The organism is Enterococcus sp. DIV0561, assembly GCF_050539875.1.
Taxonomy (GTDB): Bacteria; Bacillota; Bacilli; order Lactobacillales; family Enterococcaceae; genus Enterococcus; species Enterococcus faecalis.
Map to the genome: position 1 here is coordinate 1963693 of NZ_CP172927.1, position 13639 is coordinate 1977331.

General features: G+C 36.1%; 13 protein-coding genes. 5 read left to right on the forward strand and 8 right to left on the reverse strand.

The window, feature by feature from the left end; genetic code table 11:
- Positions 1-19: 19 nt before the first annotated feature.
- Positions 20-865 (forward strand): PhzF family phenazine biosynthesis protein, encoded by an 846-nt coding sequence (locus tag IGM13_RS09520; RefSeq protein WP_002419533.1) that lies wholly within the window; start codon positions 20-22, stop codon positions 863-865.
- Between the two features lie 26 nt (positions 866-891).
- Here the strand turns inward: IGM13_RS09520 and IGM13_RS09525 are convergent, their stop codons facing one another.
- Both IGM13_RS09525 and IGM13_RS09530 read right to left on the reverse strand, forming a co-directional pair.
- Complete coding sequence (locus IGM13_RS09525) at positions 892-1230, reverse strand: hypothetical protein (protein WP_002356871.1); 339 nt, start codon at positions 1228-1230, stop codon at positions 892-894.
- A gap of 83 nt (positions 1231-1313) precedes the next feature.
- Positions 1314-2018 carry a zinc metallopeptidase gene (locus IGM13_RS09530; RefSeq protein ID WP_002384290.1) on the reverse strand — a complete coding sequence of 235 codons (705 nt, stop codon included), beginning with the start codon at positions 2016-2018 and terminating at the stop codon, positions 1314-1316.
- A 198-nt stretch (positions 2019-2216) separates the two neighbouring features.
- Between IGM13_RS09530 and IGM13_RS09535 the strand changes: the two genes are divergently transcribed.
- On the forward strand, positions 2217-2570 hold the full coding sequence (locus IGM13_RS09535) for a YxeA family protein (RefSeq protein WP_002398569.1): 354 nt from the start codon (positions 2217-2219) through the stop codon (positions 2568-2570).
- Positions 2571-2607: 37 nt separating this feature from the next.
- Here the strand turns inward: IGM13_RS09535 and IGM13_RS09540 are convergent, their stop codons facing one another.
- Together IGM13_RS09540 and treP are read right to left on the reverse strand one after the other, a co-directional pair.
- Positions 2608-3612 (reverse strand): nucleoid-associated protein, encoded by a 1005-nt coding sequence (locus IGM13_RS09540; protein ID WP_002356866.1) that lies wholly within the window; start codon positions 3610-3612, stop codon positions 2608-2610.
- Between the two features lie 127 nt (positions 3613-3739).
- Positions 3740-5206, reverse strand: a complete 1467-nt coding sequence (treP, locus tag IGM13_RS09545) for a PTS system trehalose-specific EIIBC component (protein ID WP_048945211.1) — start codon at positions 5204-5206, stop codon at positions 3740-3742.
- Positions 5207-5417: 211 nt separating this feature from the next.
- Between treP and gloA2 the strand changes: the two genes are divergently transcribed.
- Both gloA2 and IGM13_RS09555 read left to right on the forward strand, forming a co-directional pair.
- Positions 5418-5798 (forward strand): SMU1112c/YaeR family gloxylase I-like metalloprotein, encoded by a 381-nt coding sequence (gene gloA2, locus IGM13_RS09550; RefSeq protein ID WP_002356864.1) that lies wholly within the window; start codon positions 5418-5420, stop codon positions 5796-5798.
- Positions 5799-5819: 21 nt separating this feature from the next.
- Positions 5820-6302, forward strand: coding sequence for an SRPBCC family protein (locus IGM13_RS09555; protein WP_002356863.1), 483 nt, complete (start codon positions 5820-5822; stop codon positions 6300-6302).
- 43 nt (positions 6303-6345) lie between these two features.
- On the opposite strand, the gene IGM13_RS09560 is transcribed toward IGM13_RS09555, so the two are convergent.
- Positions 6346-7458: an FUSC family protein gene (locus tag IGM13_RS09560; protein WP_002419531.1), complete on the reverse strand. Its 1113-nt coding sequence runs from the start codon at positions 7456-7458 to the stop codon at positions 6346-6348.
- 172 nt (positions 7459-7630) lie between these two features.
- On the opposite strand from IGM13_RS09560, the gene IGM13_RS09565 reads away from it, so the two are divergent.
- Positions 7631-9772, forward strand: a complete 2142-nt coding sequence (locus tag IGM13_RS09565; protein ID WP_002419529.1) for a GH92 family glycosyl hydrolase — start codon at positions 7631-7633, stop codon at positions 9770-9772.
- A 40-nt stretch (positions 9773-9812) separates the two neighbouring features.
- On the opposite strand, the gene IGM13_RS09570 is transcribed toward IGM13_RS09565, so the two are convergent.
- Genes IGM13_RS09570 through IGM13_RS09580 form a run of 3 tightly spaced genes read right to left on the reverse strand, consistent with a single transcriptional unit; the run spans position 9813 to position 13625 of the window.
- Positions 9813-11294 (reverse strand): response regulator transcription factor, encoded by a 1482-nt coding sequence (locus IGM13_RS09570; RefSeq protein ID WP_002356858.1) that lies wholly within the window; start codon positions 11292-11294, stop codon positions 9813-9815.
- 11 nt (positions 11295-11305) lie between these two features.
- On the reverse strand, positions 11306-13036 hold the full coding sequence (locus tag IGM13_RS09575) for a sensor histidine kinase (protein ID WP_002387241.1): 1731 nt from the start codon (positions 13034-13036) through the stop codon (positions 11306-11308).
- Positions 12990-13625 (reverse strand): YesL family protein, encoded by a 636-nt coding sequence (locus tag IGM13_RS09580; RefSeq protein WP_002362905.1) that lies wholly within the window; start codon positions 13623-13625, stop codon positions 12990-12992. The genes IGM13_RS09575 and IGM13_RS09580 overlap by 47 nt, the downstream gene beginning before the upstream one ends.
- Positions 13626-13639 lie beyond the last annotated feature (14 nt).

Below are 13639 nucleotides of genomic sequence, written 5' to 3' on the forward strand. Positions count from 1 at the left end.
TTAGAAAGTAGGCGTTCCAATGAAAATTACCGCATATGTCGCTAGTGCGTTTAGTAAAAACCACGAAGGTGGCAACAAAGCAGGCGTTGTTTTTATGACACAGCCCTTAACGAGAACCCAAAAAATGGCCATCGCTAAAGAACTAGGATTTGCAGAAACTGCTTTTATTTCAGACTCAAAGGTTGCTGATTTCCGACTTGAATATTTTACACCAAAAGAAGAAGTCGACTTATGTGGCCACGCGACAATTGGCGCTTTCACCATCATGAAGCACTTAAATAAATTATTGCAAACAGCATATACAATCGAAACGAACAGCGGTTTGCTCGCAATCACGGCGAACGATGAACAACTATTTATGGAACAAACTGTCCCAACTTTTTATGATACGCTCACTTTAGAAGAATTGAGCGGCTGCTTTGATTTAAACGCAGTGGCAACTGCTTTTCCTATCCAGATTGTGTCAACGGGTCTAAAAGATATTTTGGTTCCCATTAAAAATGCGCAATTATTACAGGATTTACAACCAAACTTTGAAAAAATTAAGTTACTTAGTCAAAAGTACGGAGTTATCGGGATGCATCTTTTTGCTTTGTCTGAAGAAAATATCATTTGTAGGAATTTTGCGCCCCTTTATGACATCGATGAAGAAGCCGCTACTGGTACATCAAACGGTGCGTTAGCTTGTTATCTGTACCATCACCAAATTTTACAAAAAACCAATTACACCTTTGCCCAAGGTTATACCTTAAACGCTCCTTCAGAAGTCTTAGTGCGTTTGAACACTACATCCCAAAAGAAAATTGATCAAGTTCTAGTTGGTGGCAGAGGCTATTATGTTGAAACAAAAGAATTATTTTTATAAAAAAAAGATGGCCTAGGCCATCTTTTTTACTTCATTGCATCTTCAATAAATGTGAAAAAGCGTTCTTTTAAAGAATCTGTATTGTCTTTAACTTTTTCGCCATATTCAGCTAATTTTGAACCGCCATCTTTCACACGATCAACAACATTTAAAACAGAATCTAATTCATCATCGGATAAATCATCGACAATCGATAATAATTTTTGGTTTCCATCAAATTTATCGTCTACAAACTTTTTAACTTTATAACGATTGGAAACATGAGATACCTTCTTAATAATTTTTTCAGAAGCGATGACTGCAACAGAGACACTTGCAACTGCAGCAATGCTTAAACCGATACCAATTTTTGTTGATGCTTTCATTTCCTTCAGCTCCTCTGTTATTTTCTACTTTAATCATAACATATTATTACTTTTATGCGTAATAGAAAGACCTTTACTAGCACTTAGTCTCGTCGGTTATTGCCACCAAATAAAATAACCAAACGTAAAAGTTGTAAAAAGGTCGAAAGCGCCGCTGCTACGTAGGTAAGTGCAGCTGCAAAAAGAACTTTTCTGGCCATAGGGACTTCTTCTTCTGTTAATAACCCACCTTCAGAAAGAATACTTAATGCACGTCTAGACGCATTAAACTCCACCGGTAAGGTCACCAATTGAAAAATCAAGGCTAATGAAAAAGCCAAAATTCCAATGTTGATTAACGTTTGATTCCAACTAAATAATACACCAATCAAAATTAGTGGAAAGGAGATGGTTGAGCCAATGTTGGCAACTGGAACAATGGCTGCACGAAGACGTAAAGGCACATAGTTCGTATGATCTTGTACCGCATGTCCGCATTCATGAGCCGCCACGCCAATAGCCGCGACCGATGTCGATTGAGCAGTGGCTTCGGATAAGCTCAACATTTTGTTTCCAGAATTATAATTGTCGGTTAAATCACCCGCAATTTGCTGAACTCCAACATCATTAATTTGTTCTTTTTGTAAAATATATTGTGCTGCCTGCGTGCCTGTAACATGTTTACTACTTCGTACTTGATCATATTTACGAAAGGTACTGTTAACATATGCGGAGGCCGCACCAGAAATCGCAATTCCGATAATTACCAATATATAGGTTGGATCGATTCCAAAATAAAAGGGCATCATTGTCCTCTACCTCCATCTTTTTTTCTTTATTGTAGCATGATAGTGAAAAAAAGGGAGCGACAAACGTTGTCTTTTGTTTAAAAAAATGATGAATTTTTCAAGAAAGTACCAAAACTAACAAAAGTGTCACTCAATTAACGGAAAAAAATATGGCAAATTTTCTAAAAAAAAGGCATACTATTCCTTGAGGTGAGGAAAATGAAAACATTACTAAAAATATTAATCCCCTTAGTCATTTTAGCCGGGGGTAGCTGGGGCGTTTATAATTACTATTACGGCGGAGAAGCCTATTATACACAAATCACCACATCTGGTGAAAAGAAAGATGAAAAATCAGATTCTGGTGAACCGACGACCATGTATTACTATCAACAACCTGCGTTTAATAAAAACGGCGAAGAAAAGACCGTGGAATTAAACGAATACCGCGATCAACCTTTACGTATGAAAGCCTATCTAAAATTGAAAGTCAATCCTCGTAAAGGCGTGATCAGCTGGAATGAAGTGACAGAAAAAGAAGTCCCTGAAAAAGCTTTAGAAAAATTAAAATAAAGAAAAAACCGTTGGTCGATTGCCAACGGTTTTTTCTTTATAATTGATTACTAATTTTTTCGATATTTTTTAGCATGATGGACACTGTGCCATCTGGATTATTGACGAATTCAATTAAATCGCCATTGCGATAAACATCTAATGGGACAATTAATTCAATACCATTATCCATTTTTAACTTTTGTTTGCCAAATTTCTTTTCAGAAATTTCGCGAGATTCTCTGACTGGCGGTGTTTTGTCGACAAACTTCGACTCATTCACTTCTTCTTGGTAAGCTAATTTAGCTGATACATTTTCTTTAAACACTTGCTCAGCAATCTGCTCATTGTCAATCGTTCCCGTTTCCTCAATGCTATCATATACCGCTTCTTTTACAGAAGCCATTAGTTCAAACTCATCTTCGTTAAATTTCTTTCCAATGCGTTTGACTGCTTTTTTAATTTCTTTGATATTTTCTTCCATGGAAGGTGCCGCTTGCGTCTCAATCACTTTTTCAGAGAAATACCAGATTTTTTCTCCTGAAAATTCATATCTTTTCTCTAGTAATTCAAACGCTAATGTATCTAAGTCAACCGTAATCCCTTCATCTGGTTTTTGTGATTTTGAAGACAAAATTGCTCGGTTGATAATCAGTTTGTTATAAACGGATTCTTCTTCATAGTCGACGTAATGCGTGTAACTTTCTTTATAGTTTAATTTAATCATTGCGACATGTAATACCGTATCTAATTCATATAAAATGAACAAAATATCAGCACTAGGCGCATCTTCGCTTCCTGAATAAACATCATACCAATGTTGGGTAACTTCTTGGCTTTTCTTCACAAAATCACTAGGAATCCCACGTAACGTGTCAACAAAGGAACTATTTTCCGCCAATGTTCCAGTCTTTGTTTGTGCAGTCGAAAGTTTTGAAATTTTTGCAGTTAAATACGTTCGAATATACTCAGTGGTTAAATCTAGTTCCTTTTCAGAGAAAACCGGCGTCCCAGTTTCTCGATCAATAATGTGTAAAATTGCTTTTTTTAAATAAATATCCATTTTTACGCTCTCCTTTTCTCAACCTTTTTAGTCTAACTGAAAGAGAGAAAAAAGCCAATAGTTTCTATAAAAAGAAGAAGAATTCGTAGACAAATGTCTACGAATTCTTCTTAACTTCAAAAAGCGATTACCCTTCTTCGCTGTATAACATCCCTGTTGCTTCATCAACTGGATCGACTTTATTAAAGATGCCTTTCTTTCTGAAAATATAAGTTAAGCCCATTGGTACGATAATCGCAATCACCATTGCGACTAAAAACGGCAAGTAATATTGTGGCACAATAGATAAAATTCCTGGCAAGCCACCGACGCCGATACTTGTCGCACGAACGCCCATTAAAGTGGCAAACATTCCGGCCATTGCCGAACCAATCATGCCCGCAACAAATGGATAAACATATTTTAAGTTGATCCCAAACATCGCTGGTTCAGTCACACCTAGGTAACAAGAAATCATTGCTGGAATCGAAACTTGTTCTTCTTTTTTGTTTCCACGATGCATAAAGATAACTGCTAAAACCGCTGAACCTTGTGCAATATTTGATAGAGCAATCATTGGCCATAAGTTGGTTGACTGAAAGTCAGCAATCAACTGTAAATCAATCGCATTACTCATATGATGCAACCCAGTGATGACTAATGGTGCGTACATAAAGCCAAAGACGGCGCCAAATAACCAATTAAATGTTGACGTTAATCCTGCATTTACGATATCAGAAACCCAACTACCAATCGTCCAACCGATTGGTCCTAAAATGACATGTGCAGCCAATACTGTTGGTACTAAAGCAAACAATGGGACAAAAATCATTGAAATTGCTTGAGGAATCACTTTTCTAAAGAAAATTTCAAGATAGGCAAGTAAGAAGCCGGCTAACATGGCTGGGATAACTTGCGCTTGATAACCAATCATGTTAACTTGAGCAAACCCAAAATCCCAGAAAGGAATTTCTGCTGCTTTAGTCGTCGCAACTGAATAAGCATTCAGAAGTTGTGGTGAGACTAATGTAATCCCTAGGACAATCCCCAAAATTTGTGTGGTTCCCATTTTCTTCGTAATACTCCACGTAATCCCAACTGGCAAGAAGTGGAAAATTGCTTCGCCGATTAACCATAAGAATGAATTGACTCCATTCCAAAATTGAGAAACTTCCACGATTGTTTGACCATCAAGAAAGCCAAATGGAACCCCTTCCAAAATGTTGCGGAATCCTAAAATCAATCCCCCGATAACAAGTGCAGGAATCAATGGTGTAAAAATCTCAGCTAAAACAGAAACAACTCGTTGAACAGGACTCAAATTACTTTTGGCAGCTGCTTTCCCTTCTTCTTTTGAAACCCCTTCTAAACCGGAAATTGCAGAAAAATCATTATAAAATTGTGGGACTTCATTCCCAATAATTACTTGAAACTGTCCAGCATTTGTAAAGGTTCCTTTTACAGAAGGAATATCTTCAATCACAGGTACATCCGCTTTTTTTGGATCTTTTAATACAAAACGCATTCGAGTTACACAATGAGAAACAGCTGAAATATTTTCTTTGCCTCCTACTGCTTTCAACAACTGCTGTGCATCGCTTTGAAACTTACCCATTTTACATTCTCCTCTCAAACTTGTATATACAATTAAGTTGTATATACATCATACTCGATTATTCTTTTTTTGGCAAGCGCTTTCTTTCGAAAAAATAATTTTATTTTTTTACAAATCCCTTGTCTTTTCTTAAAGAGTCAAACAGAACGCTTTTTTAGCTGCTTCTTTATTGCTATACTACAGAGGGAAAAAACGAAAAGGAGTATGAAAAATGTTTTTTAAAGAAATTCATCATGTGGCAATCAATGCCTCAAATTATCAAGCAACTAAAAATTTTTATGTCGAAAAGTTGGGCTTTGAAGTTCTTCGCGAAAATCATCGTCCCGAAAAAAACGATATTAAATTAGATTTAAAATTAGGCAGCCAAGAATTGGAAATTTTCATTTCTGATCAATTTCCCGCTCGCCCCTCTTATCCTGAAGCTTTAGGATTACGTCATTTAGCTTTTAAAGTTGAACATATTGAAGAAGTGATTGCTTTTTTAAATGAGCAAGGAATTGAAACAGAACCGCTACGAGTAGATGATTTTACGGGTGAAAAAATGACCTTCTTTTTTGATCCAGATGGACTACCTTTAGAACTTCATGAATAATAAATAAAGGAGAGAAACAAAATGAAAGATACCTTTCGCTTAGAAAACCAGACGATTTATTTTGGTACAGAACGGGCAATTTCAGCCAGCCCTCAAACGATTTGGCGCTACCTCACTGAGACAGACAAGCTAAAACAATGGTTTCCAGAATTAGAGATTGGTGAATTAGGTGTTAACGGGTTTTGGCGGTTTATTCTGCCCGATTTTGAAGAAACAATGCCTTTCACTGATTATGCAGAGGAAAAATATCTGGGCGTGACTTGGGATACTGGTATCATCTATTTTGACTTAAAAGAACAAGCACCTCATCAGACCCTGTTAGTCTTTTCAGAATCTCTCCCAGAAAATTTTACAACACCTCGCCATAAAGATATCGCTGGTTGGTCAATTGTTCTCAACCGCTTGAAGCAAGTAGTTGAAACCCCTGATGCAGCACCAGAAAAAATAGATTTTCCGCAAATAGAAAATCATTACTTGGAAAAATTAACGAATTTAGAAAATTAAAAAGTGTGGCACAACGGGTAAATAACCCTCTGTGCCACACTTTTTAAAAACGCAAGATACGCTGATAAACAAATAAACCTAAATCAATTAAGCAAACAACAAAAATTGCCAATAATACAAAAGAGACCCGCAACTCTGCGGCATACATCCCTCGTAAACTAATTGTTGCCAAACATAACCCAAAAATCGTTGCCATTGTCACTTGTAACACGGTTCCTGGTTTTAGGGCATAAACAAAAATGCCAATCAAACTAGAAACAACGAGGTGTGTCAGTGGCAATTGAAGCCAATTGACAACAAACAGACTAAGGAAACATCCTAAAAGAGTCCCCCAAAAACGTGTCTTAATACGCGTGTTCATTTCTGCTTTCACTGGATGCAAGAGTAGAAAAACATTCATCGGAATCCAAATTATTTTAATGCCTCCTACACTCCACATTAAAATAAAACTCAGCGTAATGGTGAAACTCATACGAATAGCTAAACGAAATCGTTGCACCCTTTCGTCAGGACTTTCTAAAAATTGTTTGAAACTTGTGATCCCAAAAAAAGTCTGTTGTAAGTCGTGCCAGAAATTAATAACCGCCAATTTTTGTTGTTTCATATTTAATTGAATGCTTTTAAAAAAGCGAACATGGCCTCTACTCTTTAAGCTGGTTAGCTGACTTAATCCTGTTTGCCACCAAGCGTTTAATGTTAAAGCCAATAAAAAAAGACCAATTAAAAAGGCCACAACTTGAGATTGCATCAAAAATGTATTTCCTTTAACCTGGATTAACTGACAAAACGTAAACATCATCAAATAACTATGATACCGCATCGGTGTCGCAGATGAATAAAATAAATAAACAATTAAAAATGTCACACTACTATTTAAAATAATAGACCAGCTAAAGGAACTACTGGCTATAAATGCTAAAAAACTGATCACAAATTGCCTGATACTCATTTTGAGCAGCGCTACAAATGAATAATCTTTTTTATAGTTAATTTTAAACATAATAGTAAATACAGGCACCATAATTAAATAGCTTGGGGAAAATAAAAAATCCAATGTATAAAAACTAACCAAAAAAAAGGCGATGACTGGGAAAATGGCCCAAACATACGCAAAAAATTGCTGACTTTTTGTACTAAGAAAATAAATAACAATCACTCCAATATCGATTCCTTATCCATTGTAACATGCTTGTCAATTCCCTTTCCAAATTGAATATACCAATTCGTTAAAAATAAATAAAAAAGCAAATAAATACGCTTTCATTTCTCGTTTTTTGTGCTATAATCAGCCTATATGATATATCATTTAAAACAAAGGAGCTACTTTCATGAATATTCAAGCGATTGATACGCGACACGGAACTGCCAACCAACATAGTTTTTCAAATGGGAATTGTCTACCCTATACTGGCGTGCCATTTGGGATGAATTTTTACGCCCCGCAAACAACTGACCAAAAAGGCAGCTGGTGGTTTCATCCAGAAGATCGAACATTTCAAGGCTATCGAGTAACGCATCAACCAAGTCCTTGGATGGGTGATTTTAGCCATTTATTAATGACCCCTGTCAGTGGTTCATTGTCGGAACTTTCTTTATTCCATGCCCAAAGTTCTTATCGTCCAGAAGAAAGCCTTTTTTCTCCTGTCGAAATTAACTTAACTCAATTACGCTATCAAATAACTTCTCAATTAATCCCAAGCATGTATGGTGGTATCTTAACCATTGATTATCAACAAAAAGATAATCACTTACTGCTAACTCTGCCTGGACGTTATCAAGTAAAACAATTAGATGACCATCAAGTGGCTGTAAAAGTCATCAACTATTCTGGTTGTGAAGATCCAGATTTTAGTTTTTATTTTGTGCTTCATTTTGAACAGCCTTTAACCAAATGGTTTGCCCCTTCTTCAGGTGAAGATGGCAAAATCCTTCTTTCTTTTGGAAATATTGCTCAACAAGTTGTTCATTTTAGTAGTTCATTTATTTCTGAAAAACAAGCGCAGTTAAATTTAGCGCGAGAAATCTCTTTGCGTTCTACTGAGATGCTGCAACAAGGAATCGCAGATTGGCATAATTATTTCGATCGCCTTAAAGTAACGCATGAAAATCCTGAACATACTAAAACGTTTTATCATACACTGTATCGAACATTCCTATTTCCGCAAACCTTTTATGAATTGGACGAAAATCAGCAGCCGATTCATTATGATACGTTCTCGCAAACGGTTCGTCCTGGTGTACTATATACCAATAATGGCTTTTGGGATACTTATAAAACGGTCTACCCATTGTTCTCACTAATTGCTCAAGAAAAATACGAAGAGATGCTAGAAGGCTTTTTAAATAGTTACAACGAAACAGGTTTCTTGCCAAAATGGTTATCTCCAGATGAGCGTGGTTTAATGCCCGGCACCTTGATTGACGCTGTCATTGCTGATGCCGCCGTGAAAAAGATTCGTCCTGACTTGATGTCTCAGTTCCTAGAAGCGATGAAAAAAGGCGCCACACAACAAAGCGAACGAGAAAATTATGGACGTCAAGGAACTCTGGATTATCTAAAATATGGCTATGTTCCTTCAACCTATCATGAATCTGTCAATCATACCTTAGACTATGCGTACAGCGATTTCTGTATTTCGCAAGTTGCAAAAACACTGAATGATTCAGAGACCGCAACGTTTTATCGTCAACAAGCCTTGAATTATCAACAACTTTTTAATCCTGAAACTGGCTTTATGCAAGCCAAGGATACTGAAGGTAATTTCCGTCCTGACTTTTTAGATATTCGTTGGGGCAAAGATTACGCCGAAGGAAGTGCTTGGCAATCAAGTTTTGCGGTTTATCAAGATTTTGCAGGTTTGATTAAGCTATATGGTAGCGAGTTAGCTTTCGAAAAAAAATTAATTCAGCTCTGCAATCAAGCGCCTAACTTTAACGTTGAAGGCTATGGTTTTGAAATTCATGAAATGAGTGAAATGGCGGCAATTGATTTTGGTCAATTAGCCATCTCAAATCAACCAAGTTTCCATTATCCGTTTCTATTCAGCTACATCGGCAAACCAGAGATGGCTCAACCACTTTTAAAACAACTAATGCAAACATTTGATGCTTCACCAACTGGCTATCCAGGTGATGAAGACAATGGTAGCATGTCTGCTTGGTATATTTTTAATAGCTTAGGCTTTTATCCCGTCACACCAGGAACTGGTGAATATGTAATCGGGATGCCTTTAGTCCAGACGGCGGAAGTAAAACTATCAAATGGTAAACAATTAACCATTCAGACATCACCAAACAAAGTCCAACAACAATTTATTCATGAAATTCAGTTAAACCAAGAAAAACATACTGCGCCTTATTTTACTCATCAAGAACTATTAAACGGCGGGACTTTAGATTATCAATTAGGGATTGTCCCGAATCCACAAAACACAGCAGAACGACCGTTTTCATTAAGTACAGAAAAATAATAAAAAGAAAGATGTTCATAAAAATTGAACATCTTTCTTTTTATTCTTCGACACCTGCGTAATTTGATTGGTATTGCTCTCGAAATTCTTTTGGCGTAATTCCATTTAATTTTTTAAACATTTTTGAAAAGTAGTTGGTATTGTTAAATCCTACTTTTTCTGAAATTTCGTTGATTGTATCATCCGTGTACAATAATAATTTCTGGGCATGCTTGGTACGCACTTGATTCAAATATTGAGAAAAACTCCGCTTGGTTTCTTTTTTGAAAATTTGGCCTAAATAACTAGGATTCAAATGAAGCTCATCCGCCACCGTTTTTAAGTTTAATTCTTCTAAATAGCCTTGTTCAATTCTTTCTACAGCTTGGCTAACACTTTCTGAATATTTTTTTATTTTAGGTTTATTTTTCACTTCTGCCAAGACTTGCTGCATTAACGCATACAGTGTATTAAGATTGTTGCTGGCTCGAATTTCTTCCACGATTTTTTCATAGTTTTCTTCTAACACAGTTGGATACTGACGGGAAATATCTGAAAAAAGTAAAAAGACTACATAGCGTACATATTCTGGCGTAGCGTGTTGTTGACTTAACTGATTGAAAATGGCATCTAATTCCCGTTGAATGGTCTGCATATCCCCAATCATCAAGGCTTGGTTAAACGCTAGAAAAGTAAAATCTTCTGCCGAACGATTCATTTGTTCTTTTTGATTATTTGGCAGAAATTCTTGATAGAACGTTTCAATTGCTTGCAACTGTTTTACTTTCTCATAACTTTCATAAACCGTTTCCCATTCATTGACAGATTCCCCTACAAAAATCTGACCTTGACCAGCTAGAATCGCTTCAATTTCACGAATAAATAAGAACGCTTCTTGTCTAGCCCCTTTATAGATAAGTAACAATTGGTGGTACGTACTCATCCAACTTTCAATGAATAACAGTTGACCTTTTTTCATAAATAGTTCCTTGATTGTTTCTAAAAATGGCATCTCAGCTTCAACCAATAAAACGGTAAAATCACCTGGTTTTATAGTCGTAAATTGCTGCATTAACTCTTCGTATTCCCCTTCGCTGATTTCATCATTAAGCCAACGCATCAAGCCATTTTCTAGATATAGACGCACGCGGGCATGGGATTTTTTTTGTTGGTCCAATTCTGTTTTGATTCTTTGGATATTGGCTAATAGTTCTTGCTTATTGACTGGTTTCAAAAGATAATCTTGGACCTGCAAAGCCATGCCTTTTTTGACGTAATCAAACTCTTGATAACCTGATAAAATTAAACTAATAAATTGATGTCCTTTTTTCTTTGCTTGCTCAATTAATTCGATCCCACTCATTTCCGGCATCGTAATATCTGTTAATAAAACATCAATGGATTCTGTTTCTAAAAAAGCCAATGCTTCTTGCGCACTACGCGCTGTTTTAACAATTTCAAAGCCTAACTCTTGCCAAGGAATAATCCATTTTAAGCCTTCTAAAATCATATATTCATCATCAACAAACATCACTCGATACATCTTTTCACCCCTTATGCTACAAACGAAAGACGAATTGTCGTCCCTTCGCCTTCTTTCCCTTCAATGGTTAAACCATAACTCTCCCCAAAAAAGCGTTGTAAACGTTCATGAACATTTCTTAATCCAATGGACTGTTCCGTGTCTATTTCTGTTTGATTTAAACGTTCGCGAATTTCCTCTAACCGATTGGCGGTAATTCCTTTTCCATTATCCACAACAGCCACAATAATTTTTTCGCCTTCTCGGTAGGCGTGGACCTTGATAGCATTGTCTTGTCGTTGATAGTCAATTCCATGCACAAAATAATTTTCGACAAGCGGCTGAATGATGAACTTAGGAATTTCAACATCAGCAATTGTTTCTTCTATTTCGAACTTATAGGCAAATTGGTCGGGATAACGCATTTGATACAAATACACATATTTTTCGCAAAATGAGATTTCCTCTGCCAAGGTCGTGGTTTTTTCTTGGTTAATATTATTCCTAAGTAACGTTGAAAAAGCATAGACAACATCAGCTAGTTCTTCTTGTTGCCGACTCAAGGCATACATACGAATATATTCCAACGTATTATAAAGAAAATGAGGATTAATTTGCGACTGTAACGCTCTCATGTGAGCATCGCGTTGCTTAATTTCTAAAGTATAAATATCGTGAATGTATTGATCTAAACTGTCTACCATAAAATTAATCGCGGAAGCAATATCATTCAACTCTTCCTGAACTTGATTCGTGTCAATTCGTTCTTTTAAATTGCCATCGCCAATGGCTCGTGTCGCTTCTAAAATTAATTGAACTTGTTGAGAATAGCGTTTAAACAGGCGGTTTAAGCCCACTAATAAAATAACAATCAAAAGTAACCCAATCCCTAAAATGGCCGCATAATTCATAAACAATTGCTGAAATAAGACTCGGCGGCTTGTTAATAAGAGAATGGTACTCCGGCCACTGCTTTCTATTTCCGTAATATCGTAGCGATTATGAAAAACCTGTTGAATGTCACTATCGGTGTGCATTCTTTTATCTAGTTGCCGCTCTTCTTCTTTGGTAAACTGCGCTTTTTCAGAAAAAATTTGATTCCCAGCACTATCATAGATAAACGCATTAATACCTGATTTTTTCAATAAGTCTGCTTGGTTGCCTAGCAACTCTTGACTTGAAAACACAGTGTATAATTCTCCCAGCGGTTGTCCTGTATAAGGATCGGAGATAATTCGCATTAGTTGAAAGCCATGTTTTTTAATTGATGACATATCCATTTTTTTCCCATTTGTAGCTGTGCGATTGGCGAACAAAACCTGATCAAATTCATCTAAGCGAATAATCACTTCTTCTAAGTCAGGAAAGGTGCTAAATAATGTACTTAAATTATTTCCAAAGTGGGTACTGACCCGATCTTCCGACCATTGGCTGTACGTATAGTCAAAATACTCAGGAGGAGAAAGTTCCATATATTTTCGCATGTTTTCAATTTTACTTGCAGAGCCAGCTAATTCATTAATCATATTGGTCGCCGCATTATTTTTATTCGTTACATAGCTGTCAATTTGGGAAACGGCGTTATTTTTTTGTGAATCAATTGATAAGTTAATTGTATAAGTAACATAAACGCACAAAGCAGCCACCGTTAACAAAATAATACTTGTTAACAGTAGACTGTATTTTTGTACTAATCGATTTAATAAATATTTTTTTTTAAACAGTTTTTTGAAGATTCGCTTCATTTTGTTCCAACTTTCCATCAATAAACTGGCGATTTTTACGCGTGACATAGGCACACCACATCATAATTAAGGCAAACGAAGCAAATAGTAGCAGTCCTTTCATTTTCCAAGTTAAAGCAACGATACTAATTACACCGAATAAGACTTTAAAAAATACACCGAGGTTTAAAAAGATACTGATAAATGAAAGCTTCATTAAATCAATAGTTGAGATAAAATAGCTTCCTTCATATAGTAGCATATAAATGTAAAAAATAACGAGTATTAGGGAAACAAAAAATAAAATAAATGTAATAATTAACCACATTATTCCGGTAAATTGAACGGCTAAATAAATATTATAAAAAACAAATCCTAAAGTGAAGAGAAAAAGTAAAAAATAACAGTTACTTCTTTTAAAATGTGCTTTCCATGATTCAAATGCTCGTTTAACGGTGATTGCTTGATAATTCATGCCCTCTTCCAAAATGAAATCAGTCATCATTTGGAGTGCTGGACCAACACCAAAAATAATCCCTCCAGCTAAACTAAATAAAACAAACAGTAAATTTAGTTTGATTACTGTCCAGGAAAGGTAAAACAACCGCTGAATCCCTGTACTTTCCATCTTCCTCTTCCTTT

Bases quoted from the DNA above. Each gene is read 5' to 3' on its own strand.
- gloA2 (WP_002356864.1), top strand. From the start codon at position 5,418: ATGTTTTTTAAAGAAATTCATCATGTGGCAATCAATGCCTCAAATTAT.
- IGM13_RS09565 (WP_002419529.1), top strand. From the start codon at position 7,631: ATGAATATTCAAGCGATTGATACGCGACACGGAACTGCCAACCAACAT.
- IGM13_RS09555 (WP_002356863.1), top strand. From the start codon at position 5,820: ATGAAAGATACCTTTCGCTTAGAAAACCAGACGATTTATTTTGGTACA.
- IGM13_RS09535 (WP_002398569.1), top strand. From the start codon at position 2,217: ATGAAAACATTACTAAAAATATTAATCCCCTTAGTCATTTTAGCCGGG.
- IGM13_RS09530 (WP_002384290.1), bottom strand. From the start codon at position 2,018: ATGATGCCCTTTTATTTTGGAATCGATCCAACCTATATATTGGTAATT.
- IGM13_RS09570 (WP_002356858.1), bottom strand. From the start codon at position 11,294: ATGTATCGAGTGATGTTTGTTGATGATGAATATATGATTTTAGAAGGC.
- IGM13_RS09540 (WP_002356866.1), bottom strand. From the start codon at position 3,612: ATGGATATTTATTTAAAAAAAGCAATTTTACACATTATTGATCGAGAA.
- IGM13_RS09580 (WP_002362905.1), bottom strand. From the start codon at position 13,625: ATGGAAAGTACAGGGATTCAGCGGTTGTTTTACCTTTCCTGGACAGTA.
- IGM13_RS09575 (WP_002387241.1), bottom strand. From the start codon at position 13,036: ATGGAAAGTTGGAACAAAATGAAGCGAATCTTCAAAAAACTGTTTAAA.
- treP (WP_048945211.1), bottom strand. From the start codon at position 5,206: ATGGGTAAGTTTCAAAGCGATGCACAGCAGTTGTTGAAAGCAGTAGGA.
- IGM13_RS09520 (WP_002419533.1), top strand. From the start codon at position 20: ATGAAAATTACCGCATATGTCGCTAGTGCGTTTAGTAAAAACCACGAA.
- IGM13_RS09525 (WP_002356871.1), bottom strand. From the start codon at position 1,230: ATGAAAGCATCAACAAAAATTGGTATCGGTTTAAGCATTGCTGCAGTT.